The following is a 25836-nucleotide window of genomic DNA, read 5'->3' on the forward strand; positions in this document are numbered from 1 at the left end:
CTTTGTAATTAATATTTGAGATCAAATTCTTAATCATTGTTAATCGAATTTTATTTAGTTTTTCTATTTCTAAAGATAATAACTTATCTGGCTTCAATAGATTTAATTTATGATAAATATTTAATTCTTCATTGTATTTATCTTGTAAATTCTTCCTATAAGCTTTTTTTAAGTTATCCCTCAAAAATTGAAGATTATCCATATGTTCTTTAATAATATTTTTCGGTCCTAAAAATTCCAATTGCTTACCATAATACTCTAATTCTTGATTTTCATCTTCAAATCTTCTTATCAAAATTCTATTAATTTTAGCGTAACTTTCTTGTAAAAAGTACTTTAGTTCATCAAAATCAGCAGTGGCTATCTCAGCAGCTGCTGTTGGAGTAGATGCTCTTAAATCCGCTACAAAATCAGAAAGCATGAAGTCATTTTCATGTCCAACTGCACTAATTATAGGAGTCTTTGCATTGTAAATAGTTTTTAAAAGATTTTCATCATTATATGAATTTAGATCCTCAAAACTTCCACCGCCTCTTCCTACGATAAGTGTATCAAGATTTTGCTCATCCATGTATTTAATGCCCTCTATAATAGATTCTGCCGATTGTTCTCCTTGAACAGCACAATGATATATTAAAATATCGCAAATAGGATATCTTCTCTTTATTGTTCTGCATATATCATTCACGGCAGCTCCCGTAGAAGAAGTAATTACCCCTATAGATTTAGGATATTTGGTTATAGATTTTTTTGTTGATTCTGAAAAATAACCCTCTTGTTCAAGCTTTTCTTTTAACTCTAAATACTTTTGAAAAAGATCTCCAGTCCCTGATTTTTTACATTCTTTTACAAGAAGTTGATAAGTGCTTGATCCTTGATATGTTGTTATGCTCCCTCTTAGTTGAACTTTGTCTCCATCTTTTAAGTTAATAGTTTTTGCCAGAGACATTGTTTTGAAAATCATGCAAGAAATCAAAGCTTTTTCATCTTTTAATCTAAAATACACATGTCCAGAAATATTTTTATTAAAATTTGAAATCTCACCTTCAACCCACACGTTTGCTAGAATCGGATCCTTCTTCAAAGTGTTTTGAATATAATCAGAGATCTCTTTAACACTATAAACTTGCATTTTCTTTTCTCTTTAATACAGAGCCCAATATGCCGTTGATAAAACTGTATGATTTTTCTGTAGAATATTCTTTCGCTAATTCAACGGCTTCATTAATAGCAACACTATCTGGAGTGCTTTCCACGTATAGAATTTCGCAAACACCAACTTGTAAAATTGATAAATCAAGTTTGTTAATTCTGTCCAAGTTCCATTGTTTTGTGTTATTTTCTATGATATTCACTATGTCATCAATATGTTCAATAAAATTTAATACAATTTCTTTGAAAAATTCTATATCATTTTTATTAATATTCTGATATTTGCAAAATTCTTCAATTCTTTGTTTATCATAATCTCCATTCATATTCATTTCATAGATTAATTGCATTGCGCTTTTTCTAGATTGTCTTCTTGACATATTTCCTCCAAGAAAATAACCCTCTGATAAGAGGGTTACTTTAAATACTTATTTTCTCACAAACAACATCTACATTTATGACAACTAACCCAGTCATCATGCCGATATTTTCTTTTATTTTCTTTTGCACCTTATAGCATACATCCTTGATGTTATAATCAGAGTCTACTTCAATATGGGCTCTTACATTTACAGCATTGTCAAGAATTTCAATGATTACTGATTTTTGAGCTCCTTTTTGTATATTTACTTTTTCTGATTGTGGTGTCATAATAGCTTTTACACCTTCAACTTCCATGCAAGCTTCTGCTGCAATAAGGGAAATTATGTCATTAGAGATCTTTACAGATCCATTATTAAATTTATTATCCATGTTATTCCTCCACACACAAATTTTATCAAAAAATGAAAAAAAATTCAATTTTAATTTATTATTGCTTCTATAAATTTTTCTGGTTCAAATTTAACCAAATCATTAACTTGTTCGCCAATGCCTATGAATTTTACTGGAATTCCCAATTCCATTTCTAGTGGAAAAATCATTCCTCCCTTAGCCGTACCATCTAGTTTTGTAATTATAGCTCCCGTCAAGTCAGTTGCATTCATAAATTCTTTTGCTTGAATAATTGCGTTTTGTCCAGTAGTACCATCTACAATGAGTAAAATTTCTTTTTTAGCTTCTGGATATTCTTTTTCAATAACTCTTTTAATTTTATTCAACTCATTCATTAAATTCTTTTTATTATGAAGCCTTCCTGCTGTATCACAAATTAATATATCTGCATCCCTACTTTTCATAGCACTAACTCCATCAAAAACAACACTTGCTGGATCAGATCCTTCTTTGTGACTGATAATATCAACCTTAGCTCTATTTGCCCATTCAGTTAGCTGCTCTATAGCTGCCGCTCTAAAAGTATCGGCTGCAACCATCAAAACTTTTTTGCCATCCTTTTTGAATTTCATGGCTAATTTACCAATTGTGGTAGTTTTTCCAACACCGTTTACGCCTACTACTAAAATAATAGTTTTATCATCTACATTTAAATTATTATCAATTTTATCGTTAATTATATTTTCTTTTAAAATATCAGCCAAAACATTTTTTATTTTACTTGGATCTTGAATGTTATTCAGCTTTACTTTATCTCTCAATTGACCCACAATTTTTAATGTGGTTTCAACGCCAATGTCCGCTGAAATCAAAGTTTCTTCAATTTCTTCGAACAATTCTTCATCTACAGTTCTATAATTAGCTAAAACTTGATCAATCTTATTTGAAATATTGTCACGAGTTTTAAGTAATGAATTCTTTAATTTTTCAAAAAATCCTTCTTTATTTTCTTCTTTATCTTCGTTAATTTCTTCGGATTCTTCTGGATGTTTTTCGCTATTAGTTCCAGAATCTTCATTTTTTTCTTCTACGACTTCTTCGCTTTTTTCTATATTTTCATTGGATTGACTATTTTCTAATTCTTCTTGTTGTAAATCTTCTTCTGTATTTTTTACTTCTTCGTCGTCTTTTTTAGACTTAAACTTATCAAAGAACTTATTTAGCATATCTCTCTCCTATCTACATCTAATTTAATCATTTTAGATATTCCATCTTTTTCCATACTTATTCCATATAATATGTTAGCTATTTCCATTGTACTTTTTCTATGTGTAATAATAATGAATTGAGTTTTTTCTTTAAATTTAATTAAATATTCCTTGTATCTCTTAATATTTATTTCATCTAAAGCAGCATCTATTTCGTCTAATATACAAAAAGAAGATGGTCTTGTCTCAAAAATCGCAAAAAGCAACGCTACCGCTGTCAATGATCTTTCTCCACCGGACAACAAGTTTAGACTTTGAAGTTTTTTTCCAGGTGGTTGAGCAGTTATTTCAATTCCAGAACTTAGAACATCATCTTCGGTCAATTTAAGACTTGCGTATCCACCATTAAAAAGCTGTTTAAAAATTGCAACAAATTTTGTGTTTATTTCTTCAAATTTTTTGGTAAATACTTCTTTCATTTCTCCATTAAGCTTATTAATAGCGCTCATGATATCTTCCCTGGATTCAATCAAATCATTTTTATTTTTCGTCATAAAATCAAATTCTTTTTTAACTGATTCATATTCTTGAATGCTATCTACAGAAAAAGATCCAATATTTCTTAAATCATTGGTAATTTTATTGATTTCTTTCTGACTAATTTTAATATCAGGATTAGATTCTATTGTATCGATATTAATATCATAAAGCTCATTAATATCTATTTTGATATTATTTAACTTCTCTGTTGTATTTAAAGCCTTTTCAATTAATGAATTATTGCTAATTTCTGTTTTTTGAACACTAGCATTCGAATCATAAATTGATTGCTCAATCTTAGATAACTCTGATTTAAATTCATTCATATTGGACTTCATATCTAAAATTTCATTATTTAGCCCAGAAATAATATCATCATAATCAATAGTTTTAGATGTTATATCATTTTTATGGTTTTTGTACTTAGCAATATTTTTATGAATCTCATCAATTTTAACTGAATTAACTTTAAAGTTATCTTCCAAATATTCTTTCCTAATTTTTGCGTCATTTAACTGATTATTAAATATATTTAAATCCCTTTGTACAGAAGAGTATTCGGATTTTAAACTAATCATATTCATTTTGTCCAAATTATATTGTTCTTGTAATTTGTCAATTTCAACACTTAATTCTTTTAAAACACTTTCTAATTCGACAATTTGATTTTTTAAATCAGTTTCTTGTAAATCATTGGCTTCACTTAGTGTCGTACTTGAATTCAACTTATTATCAAAATCACTAATATTAGATTTCAAATATTTAATCTCAAACTGCTTGTCCTTGATGTTGCTATTACAAGAATCCCTTTCAGTTCTTAATCTAATAAGCTTATCTTCTATAATTCCTAAATCGGATTTATTTTTATTAATAGTATCGAAGTTTTCTTCGTATATTTTTTTCAAACTGTTATATTCATTAACACAGTTTTTATATATACTTTCAACAGAATTTAAGCTGTTTTTCGTCGATAGTATTGAGTAATTAGAAGGTTTTTTATATCCACCTACCATTGAACCCCAACTATTAATGATATCCCCATCTAACGTAACTATCCTAAAGCTTTTATATTTCTTACTTACTAAAATCGCATCGTCCATGTTTTGAGTGACAAGGGTTTTCTGTGCAAAATAATCTACAATATCCCTAAATTTTTCATCAGATTTTATAAATTCATTTAAATGACCAAGTACTAATTCATCCTTTACATAATCAAAATTTCGTGGTTTTATTTTATTTAATGGCAAAAAAGTAAGTCTTCCAATCTTGTTTGACTTTAAAAAACTAATTAATTCCTTACCATCATTTTCATTTCTAATAATAATATTTTGAAATGCTGATGACATTATTGCATCTACAGATTTCTCATACTGTTTCTCTACACTGATTAAATCTCCAAGTGTCCCTATTACTTTGTCTTGTAAACTAGGATTTAACTTCTTAAAAAAGTTTTGAACTGTAAAGTTGTATCCTTCGTGATTATCTATTGTATTTTTCAAAAACATATATTTGTTTTTGTTAGTTATCGATTCTTCCTTTAAGTTAGATAATTTGTCTCTTAGATCAAGTAAAGATTTTTCTTTATCATTTATAATTCTAGAAAATTCTGCTTTTTCTTTATTTAAATTATCCAAACTTTTGTCATAATCCTTTATCATTACTTCGAAATTTCGTAATTCTTCTACTAATTGATTTAATTTGAATTCAGATTCTTCTTTTTGCTTTTTTACCTCTGATATTTCCTTCAATCTTTCTTGTTCAATCGCATCACGTGAAGATTTTTCTATAATATGTTGTGTATAAATTGACTGTAATTTATTTAATTCTTCAGACTTTTTATCGCCTAATTGTTTTTTTATATTAAGCTCATCTTCAGAATCATCAATATTCAATTTTTCTAAATTTGAATTTATTTCTTCAAGCTTTTTCTCTGAATTTTTTATTGTATTCTGTAAATGATCAATTTTTGATATTAGATTTTTAATTTCTGATGAATAATTCTCGTTCTCTTTTATTAGTCTCTCTAATTCTGTGTTGCTATTTTTAAGTCTTTCATCATTCAATTGAATATCTGATTCATTTTTTATTTTTTGACTCTTAATATCAGCTAATTTAGAGATTTTTAATTCGGTATCTATATCTATTTTATTAATGTTTTTTAATAAATCATTTCTTTTATTTTCGAAATCTACAAGTTTTGATTTAACGTCAATCAAGCTTTTATCATTATTTTCTTTTTTCTCAATTACATCTCTTAGTGTAATAGAAAGTTTTTCGATATCCAATAAAGCTTTTTGGATTTCCATTTCCTTTAGTTTTTCTTCAAGAACAATTCCTTGTTTAGCCTTTTTACTTTCTTTTTCTAAATATTTTAATCTATCAACTTGAGAAATCAATATATCTTCAATTCTTAGTAAATTCTCATTAGTTTGTTCAAGCTTTTTAACACTTTGCTCTTTAATGTACTTTTGTTTGGAAATTCCAGATGCTTCTTCGAATAATTCCCTTCTATCTTCGCTTTTTGATGACAGAATTTCGTCGATTTTACCTTGACCTATTACAGAATACCCTTCTTTTCCAATTCCTGTATTTAAAAATAATTCCTTTACATCTTTTAGGCGAACTTGATTTTTATTGATGTAATATTCACTTTCACCAGTACGGAAAACTCTTCTCGTTACTGTAATTTCTTGATAATCAATGTCTTTCCATAGGTCATTTTCAAAAGTTATGCAAACTTGTGCAAAGTTAACAGGTTTTTCTTTCTGAGTTCCAGCAAAAATAACATCTTGCATTTTATTTCCACGGAGATTTTTGGCTGACTGTTCACCTAAAACCCATAAAATAGCATCTGAGATATTTGACTTCCCGCTACCATTTGGCCCAACAATTGCTGTTATGGGATTATCAAAATTCAATTTTATTTTATCTTTAAAAGACTTAAAACCTTGCATTTCAACTGATTTTAATCCCACAACTACACCTCTTTTTCGATGTTTTTAAAAATATTTTCTAAATTAATATCAATTTTATTGATATCATCTAACACTACGAAGTTTTTATCTGAATTAGAATATTTTATGGTTTTTAATCGATACTTTTCTTTAAAGTATTTTTTGTTTTCCCCATTATAGCCGACAAAATTATTCAAAATATTTGATTTGGCATGTATTTCAAGTGTTTCAAGATTTTCATTTTTCAAGATATAATCTATAACTTTTCTGTACAAATTATCTTCTACAAGTTGTCTGTAATTTGGATGAATTGCACCCGCAACTACATCTTCGCCTTGTTTTATATTTTCTGTATTTAGGAGACCTAATCTAATAACTGGTATATTAGCATTTATAAATTTCAAATATATTTTGGTACAATTTTCGACCGAATCTTGCAGATTTTCCGGACTATATTTATTTAATTTGGTATAAGTCTCTAGCATAGTATTTTTTATAACCAAAGTTGGATATATCCTGACAAAATCAGGTTGTAACTTGATTAATTCATCTGCAGTATATAAGTCCATCTCTGGCGTTGATTTGTATAAGCCTGTCATCATTTGAAGCCCTAAACTAAATCCCATAGATTTTATTAACTCAGAAGATGTTCTAACGCACTGACTATCGTGACATCTTAAATTTGCATCTAATACACTATCTACCATTGATTGAACACCTAATTCTATAGTTTCTACGTTAAATTCCTTAAGAATATTTAAAATGTGTTCATCAATATAATCAGGTCTTGTAGAAAGTCTAATAGATCTAACTTTATCGTCTTCAATGAATTCATTTGCTATTTTTAAATAGTCTATCATAGCAGTTTCTTCAATTCCTGTAAATGATCCACCATAAAAAGCTATCTGAATATCTTCTTGACCTTTATTAGGAAAATTTGCAAGTTGATTTCTAATTTCATTTCTTATTTCATCTTTTTTAACGACTTCAATATAATTTGTGATTTTGCGTTGATTACAGAAAATACAATCATTTGGACAACCTAAATGAGGAATAAACAATGATACAATGTAATTTTTCTTACTCATTTATTACCCTTAATTTAATCAAGGCGTTTCTAGCAGCATCTTGTTCTGCGTGTTTTTTTGAAGAACCAAATCCAGATCCTATAACTAAGTTACCTTCGTAAACATCTACATAGAATTTCTTGTCGTGATCTGGACCTTCTTCTTTAACAATCTTGTACTTCAATTTATCTCTTGAATTTTTTTGATTATTTTCCTGTAACATAGTCTTATAGTCAATAAAACTAGACTTTGTTTCTATTTCAGCTATGAATAGACTTTTAAACTTATTTTCTACAATTTTAAAAGCCGATTCATAACCAGAATCCAAATATATTGCACCAAAAACTGCTTCGAAAGTGTCAGCAAGTACACTAGGTTTTTCACTGCCACCTGAAATAAATTCACCATGACCCATCATTAAATATTTACCTAATTCTAAATACTTGGCCATATTTGAGAAAGATTTTTCACATACCATTTGACTTCTAATCTTTGTCATAGCACCTTCCTTTAACGAAGATTTACTATTATACAAGAAATCACTAACAATTAGATCCAAGACTGAATCTCCTAAAAATTCTAATCTTTCGTTTGAAATATCTTTATATGATTTATTTTCATTTCCGTATGAGCTATGAAAAAAAGCCAGGTTTAACAGATTAATATCTGTAAACCTGTAATCTAATTTTTCTTCTAGTTCATGTAGTTTTTCAATTCTAGCTTTGTCCACAACTATTTCCCTTGTGCCCTTTCAATTTCATCAACTACATCTTCTACATTTTTTAACTCTGATAACTTTTCGTCATCAAGTTCAATATCAAATTCTTCTTCTACATCCATTACAATTTCCAATAGTCGTACTGAATCTGCTTTAAGATCTTCTACAAATCTTGTTTTTTCATCTATATCGTCTCTATTAAATTCATTTTTCAAGCCTTCAACAACTTTTTCATAAATTTCTTTATTCATTCGCTAACTCCTTTTTTAATTTATCAGTAACATCTTCTTCAACGAATTTTATAAGTGTTAAAATCCCAGACATAATAGCGTCCCTATTAGATGACCCATGAGCTTTAAACACTGGCTTCTTCGTGCCTAAAAATGGTGCAGATCCAACACTGTTAAAATCAATACCTGTACTCATTGATTTAATCATAGGAATAATAGATTGTTGAGATTTTTCATCAAGCTTAGATAATTTTGACTTAGCTAAAGTTTTAATAAACTCAACAGAACCTTCTATTGTTTTTAGAAGAATATTTCCTGAAAAACCATCAGTTACCACAACATCAAAATCACCTTTCAAAACATCTCTTGCTTCAACATTACCTTTAAAATACGGATATTTTGATAATTTTTTGTATGTTTCTAATCTTAATGAATCTCCCTTATGTTCTTCAACTCCAATATTTAATAGACCTACTTTGCAATCCTCTTTTCCTAAAATATTTTTAGAATAAACATATCCCATTTTCGCAAATTGTTCTAATAACTCAGAAGTGACATCAACATTAGCTCCAACATCTAATACTACCACATCACCCTTTAAGCTAGGTACTGTAACCATTAAACAAGGTCTAGATACATTATCAAGCCTTTTTGTTATAAGTGTAGCTCCTGTCAATAAAGCGCCAGTAGAGCCTGTCGATAAGAACCCATCGTAATCTTCGTTTAATAAATCAAAACATTTTCTCATACTAGAATCTTTTTTCGATCTTATAGCTTTCGTAGGTGATTCATTATTTTCAATGGTTTCTGTAGCATTTACAAAATCTATTTTGTCTTCAAATCTTTTATTTACAATATTTCTATTTTCTTCTTCATTTCCTACTATCGTCAAGTTAAAATCTTTTCTTTCAAGAGCCATTATAGCTCCTTCTATTAATTCTGATGCTCCTTTATCGGAACCCAAAGTATCTAATAAAATTTTCATACTTCACCTCTAGTATATTCTATCACAATATTGTATGTTATAACATCAAACAAATAAAAAAGCCGCTTAATATTAATTAAACGACTCTCTTTTCATTAGTTTTGTTCTGAATTATCTACAACTTGTTTTCCATCGTAATACCCACATTCTTTACATACTCTGTGAGGTAATTTTGGAGATCCACAATTAGGACATGTAGTTATAGTAACTCTTGGTAATTTATACGAAGAAGCTCTTCTTTTATCTCTTCTAGTTTTAGAAGTTTTTCTCTTTGGTACTGCCATGCTACACCTCCTTAAGGACTTCAGTCCTTAAAATTTATACAAACAACGTAGTTAATTATAATATAATAATGTTAAGTTGTCAATAAAAATATTATTATTTTGCTAAGTCTAAAGTGTCTCTAGCAATCATTAATTCTTCATTAGTTGGAACAACATAAACTTTAACTTTTGAATCATCAGCTGAGATTAAAGCTTCTTCACGAGTGTTGTTCTTTTCAAGGTCTAATTTAACGCCTAGTTCTTCAAAAGTATCCAAGATATCTTTTCTCATTGAAGAAGAATTTTCTCCAATACCACCAGCGAAGCAAATTGCATCAACATGACCTAATTCAGCCATATATCCACCGATATATCTCTTAACTCTTTCAATAAACATATCAAGTGCTAATTGAGCTCTGTCATTTCCTTTTTTAGCTTCTTCTTCAAGATCTCTAAAGTCAGAGCTAATTCCAGAAACTCCTAATACACCTGATTTTTTATTTAAGATTTGGTTCATTTCATCAGCTGAATATCCTTTTTCATTCATTAAGAATGTCATTACAGTTGGATCCAAATCTCCACTTCTAGTTCCCATTAAAAGTCCTTCCAATGGTGTAAGTCCCATTGATGTATCATAGCATTTTCCGTCTTTAACAGCTGCTATAGATGAACCATTACCTAAGTGAACTGTAATAATATTGATGTCTTCTTTGTCTAATAATTGTTGAGTTCTTAAAGTAATATATCTATGGCTTGTTCCGTGGAAGCCAAATTTTCTTAATCTGTAATCTTCATAGTATTCGTAAGGAATAGCATACATAAATGTTTTAGCTGGCATTGTTTGGTGGAAAGCAGTATCGAATACAGCGATATTTTTCTTTCCTGGAGCTAATTTTTCACATGCTTCAATTCCCATTAAGTTAGCTGGGTTGTGAAGCGGACCAAATTTGATAAATTCTCTGATCTTGTCTTTTACTTTATCGTCAATAATGCAAGATTCTGTTAATTTATCTCCACCGTGTAGCACTCTGTGACCAATAGCAGATACTTCGTCTAAACTCTTGATAACACCATATTTTTCATCTAATAAAGCATCGAAAACATGGTTAATAGCTTCAGTGTGATCTTTCATTGGTTCTTCGACTACTAATTTTTCTCCATTAACTTTATGAGTTAACTTAGAACCTTCAATTCCAATTCTTTCTACTAATCCTTTACATAATACACTTTCATCAGTCATATCAAATAATTGATATTTTAATGAAGAACTACCACAATTGATTACTAATACTTTCATTTTTTCCTCCTAATTTTTACCTAATTTACTTTCTTTTCCATGAATCAATCTATTTATATTGGATCTATGCTTGAATAATGATATTATTCCTAGCAAAATATAAATTAAACCAATGTAAAAGTCTTTTCTAATGTAAATTAATCCATAAATAACAGCTGAAACACATCCTATTATGCTTCCCAATGAAACATATTTAGTTATAAGTACAACTATTAAAAACAATATTAATAAAAACAAAACTTGTAAAGGTTGGGCAAACAATAAAACACCGAAAGATGTCGCAATGCCCTTGCCACCTTTAAAATTATAAATAACTGGTAATATATGTCCTATTACACATAAAAGCCCACATATTAGTATACCTAAACTACCGAAAAATTTAAAGCCCAAATATGCACACAAAAATCCTTTTAAGAAATCAATCAAAAAAGTTGCCAAACCAAGCTTCACTCCATAAACTCTTAAAGCATTGGTTGCGCCTGCATTTTTGCTACCATAATTTCTTATATCCTGTTTATAAATCAGCTTAGAAAGCACAATAGAACCACTTATATTACCTATGAAATAACATACTATTCCAAGGACTATTAAATATAAATAATTCACTATTTTCCCCTAGTCTTAAATTCAAATTGCAAAGGAACACCTTCAAAGCTAAAGTTTTCTCTTAGCTGATTTTCGATATATCTTTGATATGAAAAATGCATCAAATCATTTCTATTTATGAACACTAAAAATTTCGGTGGTCTGGCTTCTATCTGAGTAATATAAAAGATTTTTAAACGAACACCTTTATCTGATGGTGGTGGATTTAATAAAACAGCTTTTGATATTACATCATTCAAAACACCTGTGCTAATTCTCATAGAATAATTATTATCTACTTTTTCGATTTCAGTAAACAACGTATCTATTCTTTTGTTTTCTTTTACACTTATGAACACAATAGGAACATACATAACAAATCCCAATTTAGTACGTATATCTTTTTTGAAATCATTCATAGTGTTAGTTTGTTTTTCAACAAGATCCCATTTATTCACAAGAATTATCATAGCTTTACCTTGATCATGAGCATATCCTAAGATTTTCGTATCCTGTTCGCTAACACCTTCAGTGGCATCTATCATTAAAACGCAAATATCAGACCTATCAATTGCTGATAAAGTTCTAACAACAGAATATCTCTCAACTTCTGTGTCAATCTTTTTTCTTTTTCTTAGACCTGCTGTATCTATAAATATATACTCATTTCCCTTGTAATTAATCTTGGAATCTATGGCATCTCTTGTCGTTCCTGCAATATCTGTAACTATCATTCTTTCTTCGTTTAATAAGTTATTAATCAAAGAACTTTTACCAACATTTGGCTTTCCTATTAGACATACTTTGGTAATATCATCATCAGATTCTGTATTTGAATTATCATCAAATTTTGAAACAACAGCTTCTAATAAATCTCCAAGCCCCATAGAATTTGAAGCACTTATTGGAAATATTTCATAAAATCCTAGATTATAAAAATCATATACATTGTCCTGTTGTTTGATGTGATCAATTTTATTTACAACTAAAATTACGCTTTTTTTCGTTCTTCTAAGCATATCGGCAACTTCCATATCAATCGGAGTGATGCCTTGTTTACCGTCAACCATAAACAAAATAACATCTGCAGTCTCAATAGCAAGTTCTGTTTGTTTTTTAATATATTTAGTAATGATTTCATTACTTTTTGGTTCCAAACCACCTGTATCTACAACTGTAAAATATTTATTTTGCCACTCAGCTTCCATATACAATCTATCTCTTGTAACACCTGGATCATCTTGAGTGATGGCGATTCTTTTCTTAATTAATTTATTGAATAATGTAGATTTTCCTACATTAGCTCTTCCTACAATAGCAACAACTGGTTTTGCCATGTTATCACCTCATTTCTCTATAAATGATACCATAAAATGTGTCAAATATACAATATTTCATCAAAAAAATAAAGCTAATACTAAACTTTTGTCTAGTATTAGCTTAAAATTTATCTATTGATTGGGAATTGTTTCATCAATTCTACAACATCTTTTTTGATTTCTTCAGCAGGTCTACGTTTCTTTAATGCGTCTAACATAAATTCTGCAACTTTTGCAGCTTCTGCTTCTTTTAATCCTCTAGTTGTAATAGCTGGTGTACCAATTCTGATACCACTAGTTACAAATGGTGTTTCTGGATCATTCGGAATAGTGTTCTTGTTAGTTGTAATATTAACTTCACTCAATAATGCTTCAGCTTCTTTACCTGTCATTTCGAAGCTTCTGCAATCGATTAATAGTAAGTGGTTATCTGTACCACCTGAAACTAATCTTACATCGTTATCCAAGAATACTTTTTCCATCGCTTTTGCATTCTTCAAAATTTGATGAGTGTATTCTTTAAATTCTGGTTGTAAATCTTCTTTGAAGCATACTGCTTTTGCGGCAATAATGTGTTCTAATGGACCACCTTGGAATCCTGGGAACACTGATTTGTTTATTAATTTTTTGTGTTCTTCTTTACAAAGGATTGCTCCACCTCTTGGTCCTCTTAATGTTTTATGTGTAGTTGTAGTTACAAAATCTGCATAAGGAACTGGACTTGGGTGATCTCCAGTAGCTACTAACCCAGCAATGTGAGCCATATCTACCATTAAATATGCGCCAACTTCATCTGCAATTTCTCTGAATTTTTTGAAATCTATAACTCTTGGATATGCAGAAGCACCAGCTACGATTAATTTAGGTTTGTGTTTTAAAGCTAATTCACGAACGTTTTCATAATCAATTGTTTCAGTTTCAGGATCTACACCATAATCTACGAAATTATAGAATTTACCAGACATATTTACTGGTGATCCGTGAGTTAAGTGTCCACCTTCTGTTAATCTCATGCCTAATACTGTGTCGCCAGGTTTTAAAACTGCAATATAAACAGCAACATTTGCATTTGCACCACAGTGAGGTTGAACGTTAGCATGATCTGCATTAAATAATTCTTTTAATCTATCTATTGCTAGTTGTTCTATTTTATCAATGTGTTCGCAACCGCCATAATATCTTTTTCCAGGATATCCTTCAGCATACTTGTTAGTTAATTCAGTTCCCATAGTTTCAAGTACTGCTTTTGAAACAAAGTTTTCTGAAGCTATCAATTCGATATGTTCTTCTTGTCTTTTGATTTCATCATTTAGATGTCCAAATACCTCTGGGTCAAAGTTTTCTAAATTTTGTCTACAATTATTCATACAAACCTCCAATTATTTTCGTGATATGAACTAAGTCCTTATCAACAAATTTTTTATCTATAAATTTTACAATTATATAGCCAATTAATAATCCTACAAGCCCTATACCAAAAGATGCTAATTCAAAATTTCCTATTTTATTTTCCAAAATAGAATAGGAAGATATAAGAGCAATTAGGAAAAATGTTAAAGGTACTAAATACAACAATGCTGTGTATTTAAGCATAGAAGAATCATCACCCGAAATTTGGACTCTATCTCCTACCTTTGCACTTATATAGTTTGCACATTCTATAACTTGTGTTTGATGTTCACAACCTGAACATTTGCTACAACCTTCACCACCACAAGCTCCTTTTCTAGTAATTAGAACAGATGCTTTAGTGGATTCAGTTTTTATAACCATTCCTTCTTTTGCCAAAAAATTACCTCAATTCTTTAATAACATACGATGCAATCATAAGCCCAACACATGAAGGTACAAAGCTTATACTCGCCGGAGCATTTCTTCCATTTGAAGATAGAACTTCTCCTGACCTTTGTTCATCAGACCAAATGCATGTAAGTTTGTCAACGTTTCTTCTTTTTAACTCTTTTCTCATTACTTTAGCCATTGGACAAGTGTGGGTCTTTTTAATATCCGTAATTCTAAAAAGAAAAGGATTTAGTTTCGATCCCGCACCCATAGAACTTATCAACTTAATATCGTTTTTATAACAATACTCAGCCAAATCTAGCTTCGCTGATATTAAATCAATAGCGTCTATAACATAATTATAATCTTTAAGATTAAATAAATCAACAGTAGAATTATCAAACTTTTCCCTAAATTTAATAACTTTGCAATTCGGATTAATTCTGTGAATTCTTTTTTCAAATTCATCTACCTTATAATTTCCAACAGTATCTTCCAAAGCTATAATTTGGCGATTGATGTTTGTTATATCGATAGTATCATAATCTACTATTGCTAATGTTCCTACTCCACATCTAGCCAAAGCTTCTATTACAAAACCTCCAACTCCACCACAGCCAATAACAGCTACTTTGGAGTTGATGATATTTTCTAGGTCATTTTCACCTATTAGAAGTTTTGTTCTTTCAAATCTTTTATCCATACTAATCTAATTTGATGTGAATTTCTTTAAGTTGTTTCTCGTCAACATTTGATGGAGCACCAGTTAATAAATCTGTAGCAGATTGTGTTTTAGGGAATGCTATAACATCTTTGATATTATCAGTTCCAACTAATAACATCATAAGTCGATCCATACCATACGCTAATCCACCATGTGGAGGTGTTCCATAGTTAAAAGCTTCTACAAAGAAACCAAATTTGTTTTCAATCATTTCTTCAGTTAATTCTAATGCTTCGAACATTTTCTTTTGTAAATCAGAATTGTTAATTCTTATAGAACCTCCACCGATTTCATCTCCATTACATACAATATCGTAAGCTTTAGCTCTTACTTTTTCCTTGTCAGTTAACAAATATTGAATGTCTTCTTCTTTTGGCATTGTAAATGGGTGATGCATTGCTACAAATCTGTTTTCTTCTTCGTCGAATTCAAATAATGGGAAATCAACTATCCAAACAAATTCGAATGTATCATTGTCAACCAAATTCATATCTCTAGCGATTTTGTTTCTTAATGCACTTAATCCATTAAATACAACATCATTTTTGTCTGCTAGTATAAATATTAAAGCATTTTCGTCTTCTTTTGTAGATTCAAATATCGAATTCATTTCTTCATCTGATAAGAATTTTTTAATTGAAGATTGAATTTCTCCATCGTGAACTCTTATCCAACTTAAACCTTTAGCACCGTATTCTTTTACAAATTTTTCTAATTTATCAATTTTTTTACGTGAATATTCACTTTCATAATTACCTATATTGATACATCTAACGCTCTTGTTCTTTTCATTACAACTTGAGAATACTTTAAATTCTGAATCTTTTACTAATTCGGTGATGTTTTTCAATTCAAATCCAAATCTCAAATCTGGCTTGTCGCATCCATATCTCTCCATAGCTTCTGAATAAGTCATTCTCTTAATAGGAGTTGGAATATCAACTCCTCTTATTTCTTTGAAAAGTTTTTTAATCAAGCCTTCATTTAATGTCATAACATCTTCTTGATCTACAAAACTCATTTCCATATCCACTTGAGTGAATTCCGGTTGTCTATTCGCTCTCAAATCTTCATCTCTGAAACATTTTACGATTTGGTAGTATCTGTCCATTCCACTAATCATAAGAAGTTGCTTCATTAATTGTGGTGATTGTGGTAGTGCGTAGAAACTGTGTTCATTTACTCTACTTGCTACCAAATAGTCTCTGGCTCCTTCTGGAGTTGGTTTTCCTAAAAACGGAGTTTCAATTTCATAAAATCCATTTTCATCTAAATAATCACGAATTAATTTATTAGTTTTTGCTCTTAATTTTAAATTATTTTGTAATTTAGGTTTTCTTAAATCTAAATATCTGTATTTCAATCTAACGGCTTCTTGAGCATTATCGTCGTCTTTAATGTAAATTGGTGGGACATTCGCTGTATCTAAAACAATTAGTTCATTAGCTATAACTTCAATTTCTCCAGTAGGAATGTTATTGTTTTTTGATTCTCTTTCTCTAACATCACCTTTTACACATAAAACATATTCGCTTTTAACATCTTTTGCTTTATCGAAAATCTCTTTGTTATCATCCTTTATAGCTATTTGAGTTATTCCTGTGTTGTCTCTCAAATCTATAAAGATAAGAGATCCTAAATTTCTTTCTTTTTGAACCCATCCCATAAGAATGACTTCTTTGTTAACATCACTTAATCTCAACTCCCCACACATGTGAGTACGTCTAAGATTTCCCATACTATTCATAAAAAACCTCCTAAAATATAAAAAACCCGTCCTTATGATAAGGGACGAGTTAAATCGCGGTACCACCCTAATTAGGTAAACCTCACTTTAATTTATAACGCTATTAAGCGGAAAATTCGACTCAAAAATGTCTGCAATTACTATGAATAATAAGTCACACCAACCCTTATCTCTCTGAAAATCAATCATAATGCGCTCTTTTTATCTTTGTCTTTATAACAAAATTATATTCAAAAAACTTTCAATTGTCAAACCATCTATTTTTTTCTTCTGTTTTTATAAAAAGCGATAATTTCGTTTAGTTCATCGACCTTAAAAATTAAAATACAACTTAAATAACTAATTCCTGCAACAATTATAGACATCATTAATGATAATGTATTTGAAAATTTCATATTTGTAGTTTTAAATGTAATATAAGCTAATGCTCCCATTATTAACGATGAAATCAACATCTTAAAAATATTTACAAAAGATGATTTTGTAGAACTAAAATCCCCAATTTTTTTGTGTAATCTCATTATTATCATAATTGCTCCAATTAGATTTGCAAAACTTGTTGCTACTGCTAATCCTACCAATCCAAAAACTCTGGATAAAATAATATTTCCTATGATATTTATAGCAACCATAATAACAGAATTAATTGTAGGAGTTTTTGTATCATTCATAGCATAAAATGATTTCGACAAGATATCTCTGATGGCAGTTCCTATTATTCCCAAAGCGTAGAAGAACATACAAACTGATGTCATAGCAACATCATTCATTGTGAAAGCTCCCCTAAAGAACAGCATCTTAGTAATAGGATAGGATAATACCAAAAGTCCAATTGTCGCCGGGATTACTAAAATACAAATCATAGACATTGATTTCATTATGCTATCTTTCATTTTATTCAAATCATTAGCAATAAAATTTCTAGACAATTCTGGATACACAATTACAGAAATATTTGCTATAACAATTCCCGTTACAAATTCAATAAGCCTCGATGCATAATTTAGAATTGGAATACCATTAGCTGAAACTGTAGATGCTATCGACTTATCTACCATAACATTGATTTGATTTACCGATACTCCCAAAATTATCGGAATTGATAAAAGAACAATCATCTTTACATTTTTATCTGAAAAATCTAAAATCTTATGATATTTAAAATTCTTTCTTTTCGTTATAAATATGTAAGGCAAATATTGGAGCGCATTTCCCAATAACAAACCAATTCCAACTATCATATTATTATCGTACTTATTGGAAATTACAAGAGCAAGTATAATGAAGAAATTCATTATAAAACCTTGTAGGTTTTGAACTACAAAATGATTATTCGCATTCAAGTATCCTTTGAATACACATGACATAATTGACGGAATCATTGACAATAAAGTTAATCTCATGAATTTGATAGTTAATTCCTTTGTGTATCCAGTAAATCCTGGAGCGAAAATTCTAATTACAGAAGGTGTAAAAATTTCAAGTAGTATTATTAGTGCTAATATTATAATAACAACTATATTGTTGATATTTGATGTAAAAATATCGCCTTCTTCCTTTCCCTTTTCGTGCACAATTTTATTGTAAATAGGAATGAAAGAAGTTGAAATTCCAGCTGAAAATAAACTTACTATTGTAATCGGAAGTATTTGCGAAACCAAAAACGCATTAGCAACTGGCCCATTTGTCGGGAAGAAATATGCCAGTGTAGTTTCTCTCACTAATCCTAATACTTTTGATAGCAGTGTAATTATCATCAGTATAATGGCAGTCTTTTTCATAAGTATCTCCTGTGTATATTTAAAAAATTTGTTGGTTGTGATATTATTTATACTATAGATAATAACACAGGTCTAACGATAATTAAAGGTGATAAGATGAATATAAGATTATTGGTTAAAAAAATGGATGAATTGGTTGACTCTTCGGACATAAAAATAATAAACGATATCGACAATATTTCGCTAAATTGTATTTCCGATCAGAAAAACACCCTATCTATAATCGAATACGACAAAAATATTATTTGTCCGAAAAACTCTAATATTCTTTTTTTGAAATCAGAAGATGAAATGTTAGAAAATGAAAATGCAAATATAATTTATTCAAAAGAAGATGATATTTTTAAAGTTTACGAAATTGCGAATGCGCTTTTGCGCGAAAATGCAGAGTTCTATAATAGAATTTACAATACAATTTCAAACCGTGAGGCCGTAAATAATTTACTTTTAATCATAAAAGATTATTTCGATGTAAATGTGTGCCTGTTGAATTCAAACAAAAAGTTGTTGCTAAATACATTTGATTTCTCAACTATCAAAAAGATTTATCCTTTGGAAATAAAAAAGAAAAGTTTGAGTAAATTATACGGATATCTTGCTTTTGAAACTATTGAGGACGAGTATGAATTTGAATTCAGAAAAATTTCCAAGATAATTTCAACATACATTTATAACAATGTAAATGGCCTGATAAATTCAAAAGAAGACATATACAGTACTATTAAGAATTTGATTTCTGGAAATATTACAGAAAAAGACGAAGAAAATATTGCAAATATAGGCTGGAAAACAGATGACAATTACGATATTAATGTAATTAAAATTGAAGGTGGTTTATTTAAATACCAAGACATGTTCTCACATGGTAACAGATTTGTTTTGGATTATCCAATGTATATGTATTCTGTATTACAAGAAGGATACCTTGTGTTATTGACTAATAATAAAATTAAAGATGTTTCATCAGTAAAGACAAACCTAAACTTTTTTACTGAAAAATACGACTTAAAAAGCATTAAATTATCACTAAAAAACAACCTATTCAATTTGAAAAAAGCTTATGATTTATCTAGAAGAATTTTAGAAAACAATATAGAATTAACTGAAAACATAAACGATAATTGCTGTAAAATCATCTATGATTTGGTATGCTTGGATTCTGAAATAGAAATATTAGTTCCGGAATTTATCTACAAACTAAAATATGACGATATAAATAACGGGACAGACCTTCTTAGAACATTATACTTTTACCTTGTAGAAGAACGTTCATTAATTAAAGCATCTCAAAGACTGAATGTTCACAGAAACTCCATTGTTTATAGAATAAATAAAATTAATGAATTAGTAGATATTAATTTGGATTGTTACAAAGCAAGAAAAAACATAATAAGCGCTTTGGAAATAATTGACAGATTAGACAACACTCTAAAAATAACAGAAGAAGACATTTAATTGTCTTCTTCTATTTTTTGCAATAATTGCATTGCCATATTAAAAATATCTTCGTGAACATCATCATAAGAAACCAAAGTTGATAATGTATCCTGTGCTTTTGCAACTCTATTTGAGTTTAGTTCAATAACAGCTTTATTGTACAATAAAATTTCATTGTCTTTATGAATTTTGAGTCCACGATTTAAAACTTGAATTGATTTTTCAAAATCATAATCGTTGAAGTAAGCCACAGACATATCATTATACAAATCAACATGATCAAATCCCATATTCTCTGCTTTTTCAAAATATTCTATAGCTTTATTCAAATCATTCAAATTCAAGTAACATTTACCCATTAAATAAACAATTCTAGAAGTCTTTTCAAGTTCTTGGAAAATTTCAAGAGCTTTTTGTGGTTTTGAATTAATTAAAGTAGTCGCAAAGTCCAAATCTCTAAGAGGCTTTATATCCTCCATTAAACGTTCAACTTCATTGATGACAATTAATACTCTTTTTTCATCGTAATCGTTAGGACAAGTTGCCATCTTGTGTGTATTTTTTAAGTAATCATAAGCTTTTATATAATTATGATTTAGTAATTCTAAGTTTGCAAGTTCTACATAATTTAAGAAGAAATCAGGAAAATTCGCAACATTTTCATTTAAAACTCTGAAAGCTTCTTCAATAAAAATACTAGAATTAAACTCATCTTCTAACGCCATTAATCTCAAACAGTACGCATAATAATACGCATTATCTGCAATATCCGATTTTAATATATCATTTGTTCTAAAATAAATAACAGCTTGTTTTGGATCTGAAATTTTTTCAACTCCCATAGATATTATCGATTTTTCAATATCAGGGAAAATATTGTACATAATATCTGTGTAGTTTACACAATATTTGAATGTTCTATCGTAAGCTATGTTATAAATCATGCCTTTAATTATTAATTCCAAATCAAAATTTTTGCCGAAATCATTGTTCTTGACTCCATCTAGTAAATCTTTTTCTAAAACAGGTAGTGGAATATCTTTGTCAATGTAATCATTTGATTCTAATAAATTCACATAAACCAATTGATTCATAAATTTACTGAAATATTCGTCAATCTTATTAATCATTTATTTCTCCCCCGTTTCTAAAATTCTGTATAAATTAGCCCTATATAACATGAATAACGAAATAAACATCAAAAGTAATCCAAATTTCAAAATCGACACGACTTCATTCGACATTATAAAGTCTTCAAATGTGTAATTCTTCATTATCAAATTATACAAAATTGCAAAAATCATAACATTAGGTATGTTCCATGTTAAGAAATTTTTGAAATTAAATTTTAATGATGTCCAAATTGACTTATAAAATTCTTCGTCAATCATATAAAGTGTCTCAACTAATGGATTAAAAATTAATAACAGAGCAATTACTGCTCCTTCGTATTTTTTTAATAAAAAATACAACAATAATAAAATCCCTCCATTAAATGCAACCTTTAACATTAATTTAGGAATAGTAATCGGTTCAATTTGATAGTTGTCTCGTGTATGAACCGAAATACTAAGCATATTTAAAAGAATACTCAATAGAAATGTAACCAAAACTGCTATTACCACATTCGATATTTCTTTAGATACAGATAATCTAAACAAAATATTATTCGACATATTTAACGATAATTTCATTACAATCATTGATGCAAAAATCAGTGGAAAATATTTAATTGTATGTGCGGTTCTTGTAAAAGAATTTTTGATTATTTCTATAAATGAGTCCATTATTCTCCCTACATTCTAACTGGTGCTTCGATTCCTAATAAGCTCAAAGATAACTTTAAGCATTTGTTCACACAATATGTCAAATACAATCTTTGATATTTTAGTTCATCTTCTACAGTGTTGATTGGACAATTTGCATAGAATTTATTGAATAGTTTCGCTAATTCTACCGTATAACGTGTCAAGAAAGAAGGTTCATATTTTTCAGTTGCATTTAATAAAACTTCTTCAAACTTAGATAAGTGTTTTACAATGTCAATTTCTGTTTCATCAACTAACAAATCAAATTTACTATTTTCTTTTAATTCAAATTCTCCCTTGTCTAATATAGAACAGCTTCTTGCAAATGTATACTGTGTATATGGTCCAGTTTCACCGTCAAAATTCAAAACTTGATCCCAATCAAAAGTATAATCCTTTATTCTGTTGTTGAATAAGTCTTGGAATATTACAGCTCCAACACCAACTTGTTTTGCCACTTCTTCTTTATTTTCAAGATTAGGATTTCTTTCTTCTATGATTGATTTTGTCTTGTCAATAGCTCTGTTCAAAACATCTTCCAAGAAAATAACTTTACCTTCTCTTGTTTTCATAGATCCATCTTTCATACTAACCATACCAAAAGAAACATGTTCGCAATCATCCCACCAATCAAATCCCATTTTTTTCAAAACGGCTCTTAATTGTTCAAAATGAAGTTTTTGTTGACTAGCAACAACATACACATTTTTATAAAAATCGTAAGTTCTTTTACGATACATTGCTGTCGCTATATCTCTTGTTAGGTAAGTTGAAGACCCATTTGATTTTTTTATTAAAACAGGTGGCAAGTTTTCATCGTTCAAATTGATTATCATTGCACCATCGGATTCCTCGAGTAAGTTTTTCTTATCTATAACTTCTAATGCATCTCCAATAAATTGTGAGTGGAATGATTCGCCATTAAAATTATCAAATTCAACTCCTAGTAAATCATAGACTCTTTGGAATTCTTTTAAAGAAATTTCTCTAAACCATGACCATAATTTTACAGCTGTAGGATCTTTTTTCTCTAATTTATCGAACCAATCACGTGCCTCATCCATATAAGATTCATCTTCTTTTGCAATTTTATTGTATTTTACGTAAAGATTTAAAAGTTCTTTTATTGGATCAGCATTTATTTTATCTTCGTCTCCCCATTTTAAATAAGCTGAAATCATCATACCAAATTGAGTTCCATAATCACCAATGTAATTAACACCTGTTGTATTAAACCCTTGATATTTCATTATGTTTCTTATCGCATTTCCTATTACAGTGGAGCGTAAATGTCCAATATGAAATGGCTTTGCTATATTTGTAGAAGAAAAATCAAACACAACATTTTTTCCAACGCCTATATGACCACTTCCAAAATCATCTTTAACAGCTTCTGTTAGAACACTTTCTACTAATTTCGAATTATCTACAAAAAAGTTTACGTAAGGACCTACATTTGTAATTTTTTTGATATTTTCATTGCTAAATTCTTTTTTAGCTAATTCTTCTGCGATTAAATTAGGTGCTTTTCTAAAAGTTTTTGCTAATTTAAACACTGGAAACGCATAATCTCCCATATCACTGTTTGGTGGAATTTCGATTAAATCTGATATTTCTTTTTCAGTTAGACCAGTGTCAAATCCTAGTATAATTTGTTTTACTTCTTCTTTAAAATTTATCATTTTAATCCCCTTATTTTAAATAAATGAAAGTAGCTCCAAGACCGCCTTCATTATAACCTGCATCTTCAATCTTTTTGATTCTTTTATCACTTCTTAGGTATTCTCTGATACCTTTTCTGAGCATACCAGTTCCTTTTCCGTGAATTATATTCACTTTTTTCAAACCAACAATTACACAGTCATCAATGTATTTGTCAAGTTCGTATATTGCTTCTTCGATATTCTTACCACGCAAATCAATTTCGCTTTTTATATCAGAATTAGCTTTATTTTTTATGATACTTTTAATGCTCTTTGATGATTGAATTACTTCTTGTTCTTTAATTTTCTTCAAGTTCTTAACATTGGCATTTATCTTTAAGATACCCACTTGAACCAATAAATCACCTTTTTTATCAGGTTCAGAAACAATAGTACCTTGTTGGTCAATTCCTAAGATTTCTACCTCATCTCCTAATTGTAGATTTTGTTTCTTAGATGTTTCGTTCAAAAGTTTTTTGCTAGGGCTCTTTTTAATTCTTTTGTTAAATTTACTTTCAACATCATTAGCTACAGTTCTAGCATCAGATTCTTTCTCTAAGAATTTTAATTTATTAATAAGCTCACGCGATTCTTCCTTAGCTTTCATATAAATTTCATTTGCGTTTTCTTCTGCTTCATTAATAATTCTTTCTTTTTCGAGTTTTGTCTTTTCAAGTTCTTTTTCGTATCTGTCACGAAGCTTTAATAAATCTTCTTTAAGTTCTAATTGTCTTTTTTTATCTTCGTCAATTTGTTTCTTTTCAGATTCAATGTCAGATAAAACATCTTCAAAATCTTTGTCTTCTTGAGATAAAATTTCCTTTGCATTATTAATTATAACATCATCAAGACCAAGTCTTCTAGAAATTTCAAAAGCGTTTGATTTACCAGGAATCCCAATTCTCAATTTATAAGTTGGTGATAAAGTATTTACATCAAATTCTACTGAACCGTTTTTAACGTATTTTTCTGTCAATGCAAATATTTTAAGTTGAGAATAGTGAGTTGTAGCAATTGTTCTTATAGATTTGTCTAAGAAAATTCGCAAAATTGCAATTGCCAATGCCGCTCCTTCTGTTGGATCTGTTCCTGCACCAAGTTCATCGAATAACACAAGAGAATTAAATGTAATGTTATTTACAATGTGTACAATGTTTTTCATATGAGCTGAAAAAGTAGACAAAGATTGTTCTATACTTTGTTCATCACCAATATCTGTGAAGATATTGTCGAAAATTGCCACTTCCGAATTTTCATCTACAGGAATTAAAATTCCAGATTGTGCCATTAAAGTTATCAGACCTACTGTTTTAAGTGTTACAGTTTTTCCTCCTGTGTTAGGACCGGTAATTACCAATGTATTGTAATCATCACCAATATAAATACTTATTGGAACAACTTTCTTCTTGTCCAATAAAGGATGTCTTGCATTTTTGAAATTAAAATATCCATTGGTGTTTAGTTTGGGATTTGTCGCATCAATTTCTATCGCATATTTTGCTTTAGCGAATATGAAATCTAATCTTGATAAAACATCCTGATCCACAAAAATAGAATCCTTAGCATCATAAACTCTATCAGAAATTTCTTTCAAAATTCTTATTATTTCTTCTCTTTCTTCTGCTTCTAGCATTCTCAATTCGTTGTTTAATTCCACAACCTCCATCGGTTCGATGTAGACTGTTTGACCAGAAGAAGAATGATCGTGTACGATTCCTTTAAAAGATGATTTATGTGAAACTTTTACAGGAATTACATATCTATCATCTCTCATAGTTACGATGTTTTCTTGTAATGCTTGATCATTAGAAGATAAAATACT

General features: G+C 29.2%; 23 protein-coding genes and 1 other annotated feature. Of the genes, 1 reads left to right on the plus strand and 22 read right to left on the minus strand.

The window, feature by feature from the left end:
* The 18 genes from xseA to murJ form a co-directional block, all read right to left on the minus strand.
* A partial coding sequence (gene xseA, locus KHW44_RS00250; RefSeq protein WP_304064496.1) for an exodeoxyribonuclease VII large subunit occupies nucleotides 1–1132 on the minus strand: 1132 nt, incomplete at its 3' end.
* Entirely contained in the window at nucleotides 1119–1532 is a 414-nt protein-coding gene (nusB, locus tag KHW44_RS00255; RefSeq protein ID WP_002836525.1) for a transcription antitermination factor NusB, read from the minus strand. The genes nusB and xseA, both read right to left, overlap by 14 nt.
* A gap of 40 nt (nucleotides 1533–1572) precedes the next feature.
* Nucleotides 1573–1905 carry an Asp23/Gls24 family envelope stress response protein gene (locus KHW44_RS00260; RefSeq protein ID WP_002836527.1) on the minus strand — a complete coding sequence of 111 codons (333 nt, stop codon included), beginning with the start codon at nucleotides 1903–1905 and terminating at the stop codon, nucleotides 1573–1575.
* A gap of 50 nt (nucleotides 1906–1955) precedes the next feature.
* A complete protein-coding gene (gene ftsY, locus KHW44_RS00265) occupies nucleotides 1956–3092 on the minus strand; it encodes a signal recognition particle-docking protein FtsY (protein ID WP_304064501.1) in 1137 nt (378 codons plus the stop codon).
* Complete coding sequence (gene smc, locus KHW44_RS00270; RefSeq protein WP_304064504.1) at nucleotides 3086–6589, minus strand: chromosome segregation protein SMC; 3504 nt, start codon at nucleotides 6587–6589, stop codon at nucleotides 3086–3088. Before smc ends, ftsY begins: the two co-directional genes overlap by 7 nt.
* A 2-nt stretch (nucleotides 6590–6591) precedes the next feature.
* A complete protein-coding gene (locus KHW44_RS00275) occupies nucleotides 6592–7656 on the minus strand; it encodes an elongator complex protein 3 (RefSeq protein ID WP_304064507.1) in 1065 nt (354 codons plus the stop codon).
* Nucleotides 7649–8365 (minus strand): ribonuclease III, encoded by a 717-nt coding sequence (gene rnc / locus KHW44_RS00280; protein WP_002836533.1) that lies wholly within the window; start codon nucleotides 8363–8365, stop codon nucleotides 7649–7651. Before rnc ends, KHW44_RS00275 begins: the two co-directional genes overlap by 8 nt.
* Before the next feature lie 2 nt (nucleotides 8366–8367).
* Nucleotides 8368–8604 carry an acyl carrier protein gene (locus KHW44_RS00285; protein ID WP_002836535.1) on the minus strand — a complete coding sequence of 79 codons (237 nt, stop codon included), beginning with the start codon at nucleotides 8602–8604 and terminating at the stop codon, nucleotides 8368–8370.
* A complete protein-coding gene (gene plsX / locus KHW44_RS00290) occupies nucleotides 8597–9568 on the minus strand; it encodes a phosphate acyltransferase PlsX (protein WP_304064512.1) in 972 nt (323 codons plus the stop codon). Before plsX ends, KHW44_RS00285 begins: the two co-directional genes overlap by 8 nt.
* A gap of 95 nt (nucleotides 9569–9663) precedes the next feature.
* The gene (gene rpmF / locus KHW44_RS00295) at nucleotides 9664–9852 is read right to left on the minus strand and encodes a 50S ribosomal protein L32 (protein WP_002836538.1); all 189 of its coding nucleotides are present in this window, start codon (nucleotides 9850–9852) and stop codon (nucleotides 9664–9666) included.
* 94 nt (nucleotides 9853–9946) lie between these two features.
* On the minus strand, nucleotides 9947–11128 hold the full coding sequence (locus KHW44_RS00300) for an acetate/propionate family kinase (RefSeq protein WP_002836539.1): 1182 nt from the start codon (nucleotides 11126–11128) through the stop codon (nucleotides 9947–9949).
* 9 nt (nucleotides 11129–11137) lie between these two features.
* A complete protein-coding gene (gene plsY / locus KHW44_RS00305; protein ID WP_002836540.1) occupies nucleotides 11138–11734 on the minus strand; it encodes a glycerol-3-phosphate 1-O-acyltransferase PlsY in 597 nt (198 codons plus the stop codon).
* Entirely contained in the window at nucleotides 11734–13050 is a 1317-nt protein-coding gene (der, locus tag KHW44_RS00310) for a ribosome biogenesis GTPase Der (RefSeq protein WP_304064519.1), read from the minus strand. The genes plsY and der overlap by 1 nt, the downstream gene beginning before the upstream one ends.
* A 110-nt stretch (nucleotides 13051–13160) precedes the next feature.
* Nucleotides 13161–14399, minus strand: coding sequence for a serine hydroxymethyltransferase (glyA, locus tag KHW44_RS00315; RefSeq protein ID WP_304064522.1), 1239 nt, complete (start codon nucleotides 14397–14399; stop codon nucleotides 13161–13163).
* Nucleotides 14392–14820, minus strand: coding sequence for a SoxR reducing system RseC family protein (locus KHW44_RS00320; protein WP_002837908.1), 429 nt, complete (start codon nucleotides 14818–14820; stop codon nucleotides 14392–14394). The genes glyA and KHW44_RS00320 overlap by 8 nt, the downstream gene beginning before the upstream one ends.
* Nucleotides 14821–14824: 4 nt before the next feature.
* A complete protein-coding gene (locus KHW44_RS00325; protein ID WP_002836544.1) occupies nucleotides 14825–15517 on the minus strand; it encodes a ThiF family adenylyltransferase in 693 nt (230 codons plus the stop codon).
* Between the two features lies 1 nt (nucleotide 15518).
* Nucleotides 15519–17285, minus strand: coding sequence for an aspartate--tRNA ligase (gene aspS, locus KHW44_RS00330; RefSeq protein ID WP_304064526.1), 1767 nt, complete (start codon nucleotides 17283–17285; stop codon nucleotides 15519–15521).
* Nucleotides 17286–17322: 37 nt separating this feature from the next.
* Nucleotides 17323–17502 (minus strand) — a binding site (T-box leader).
* A 40-nt stretch (nucleotides 17503–17542) separates the two neighbouring features.
* The gene (murJ, locus tag KHW44_RS00335; protein WP_304064529.1) at nucleotides 17543–19066 is read right to left on the minus strand and encodes a murein biosynthesis integral membrane protein MurJ; all 1524 of its coding nucleotides are present in this window, start codon (nucleotides 19064–19066) and stop codon (nucleotides 17543–17545) included.
* A gap of 96 nt (nucleotides 19067–19162) precedes the next feature.
* Here murJ and KHW44_RS00340 point away from each other — a divergent pair, with 96 nt between their 5' ends.
* Nucleotides 19163–20521 (plus strand): helix-turn-helix domain-containing protein, encoded by a 1359-nt coding sequence (locus KHW44_RS00340; RefSeq protein ID WP_304064532.1) that lies wholly within the window; start codon nucleotides 19163–19165, stop codon nucleotides 20519–20521.
* Here the strand turns inward: KHW44_RS00340 and KHW44_RS00345 are convergent.
* The 4 genes from KHW44_RS00345 to KHW44_RS00360 form a co-directional block, all read right to left on the minus strand.
* Nucleotides 20518–21633, minus strand: a complete 1116-nt coding sequence (locus tag KHW44_RS00345; RefSeq protein WP_304064535.1) for a hypothetical protein — start codon at nucleotides 21631–21633, stop codon at nucleotides 20518–20520. The two genes, KHW44_RS00340 and KHW44_RS00345, sit on opposite strands and share 4 nt — an antisense overlap.
* The gene (locus KHW44_RS00350; RefSeq protein ID WP_002836549.1) at nucleotides 21634–22290 is read right to left on the minus strand and encodes a hypothetical protein; all 657 of its coding nucleotides are present in this window, start codon (nucleotides 22288–22290) and stop codon (nucleotides 21634–21636) included. It abuts the gene before it with no gap.
* A gap of 8 nt (nucleotides 22291–22298) precedes the next feature.
* Nucleotides 22299–23993 (minus strand): arginine--tRNA ligase, encoded by a 1695-nt coding sequence (gene argS, locus KHW44_RS00355; RefSeq protein ID WP_304064539.1) that lies wholly within the window; start codon nucleotides 23991–23993, stop codon nucleotides 22299–22301.
* 10 nt (nucleotides 23994–24003) lie between these two features.
* Nucleotides 24004–25836, minus strand: a 1833-nt coding sequence (locus tag KHW44_RS00360; RefSeq protein WP_304064542.1) for an endonuclease MutS2, incomplete at its 5' end; no start/stop codon positions are given.

Origin of the sequence: Finegoldia magna (assembly GCF_018371055.1) — a bacterium.
Lineage (GTDB): Bacteria > Bacillota > Clostridia > Tissierellales > Peptoniphilaceae > Finegoldia > Finegoldia magna_I.

Bases quoted from the DNA above. Each gene is read 5' to 3' on its own strand.
- murJ (WP_304064529.1), bottom strand. From the start codon at position 19,066: ATGAAAAAGACTGCCATTATACTGATGATAATTACACTGCTATCAAAA.
- KHW44_RS00275 (WP_304064507.1), bottom strand. From the start codon at position 7,656: ATGAGTAAGAAAAATTACATTGTATCATTGTTTATTCCTCATTTAGGT.
- KHW44_RS00260 (WP_002836527.1), bottom strand. From the start codon at position 1,905: ATGGATAATAAATTTAATAATGGATCTGTAAAGATCTCTAATGACATA.
- glyA (WP_304064522.1), bottom strand. From the start codon at position 14,399: ATGAATAATTGTAGACAAAATTTAGAAAACTTTGACCCAGAGGTATTT.
- rpmF (WP_002836538.1), bottom strand. From the start codon at position 9,852: ATGGCAGTACCAAAGAGAAAAACTTCTAAAACTAGAAGAGATAAAAGA.
- ftsY (WP_304064501.1), bottom strand. From the start codon at position 3,092: ATGCTAAATAAGTTCTTTGATAAGTTTAAGTCTAAAAAAGACGACGAA.
- aspS (WP_304064526.1), bottom strand. From the start codon at position 17,285: ATGAATAGTATGGGAAATCTTAGACGTACTCACATGTGTGGGGAGTTG.
- KHW44_RS00350 (WP_002836549.1), bottom strand. From the start codon at position 22,290: ATGGACTCATTTATAGAAATAATCAAAAATTCTTTTACAAGAACCGCA.
- der (WP_304064519.1), bottom strand. From the start codon at position 13,050: ATGGCAAAACCAGTTGTTGCTATTGTAGGAAGAGCTAATGTAGGAAAA.
- KHW44_RS00340 (WP_304064532.1), top strand. From the start codon at position 19,163: ATGAATATAAGATTATTGGTTAAAAAAATGGATGAATTGGTTGACTCT.
- KHW44_RS00300 (WP_002836539.1), bottom strand. From the start codon at position 11,128: ATGAAAGTATTAGTAATCAATTGTGGTAGTTCTTCATTAAAATATCAA.
- plsX (WP_304064512.1), bottom strand. From the start codon at position 9,568: ATGAAAATTTTATTAGATACTTTGGGTTCCGATAAAGGAGCATCAGAA.
- KHW44_RS00285 (WP_002836535.1), bottom strand. From the start codon at position 8,604: ATGAATAAAGAAATTTATGAAAAAGTTGTTGAAGGCTTGAAAAATGAA.
- argS (WP_304064539.1), bottom strand. From the start codon at position 23,993: ATGATAAATTTTAAAGAAGAAGTAAAACAAATTATACTAGGATTTGAC.
- KHW44_RS00325 (WP_002836544.1), bottom strand. From the start codon at position 15,517: ATGGATAAAAGATTTGAAAGAACAAAACTTCTAATAGGTGAAAATGAC.
- KHW44_RS00345 (WP_304064535.1), bottom strand. From the start codon at position 21,633: ATGATTAATAAGATTGACGAATATTTCAGTAAATTTATGAATCAATTG.
- nusB (WP_002836525.1), bottom strand. From the start codon at position 1,532: ATGTCAAGAAGACAATCTAGAAAAAGCGCAATGCAATTAATCTATGAA.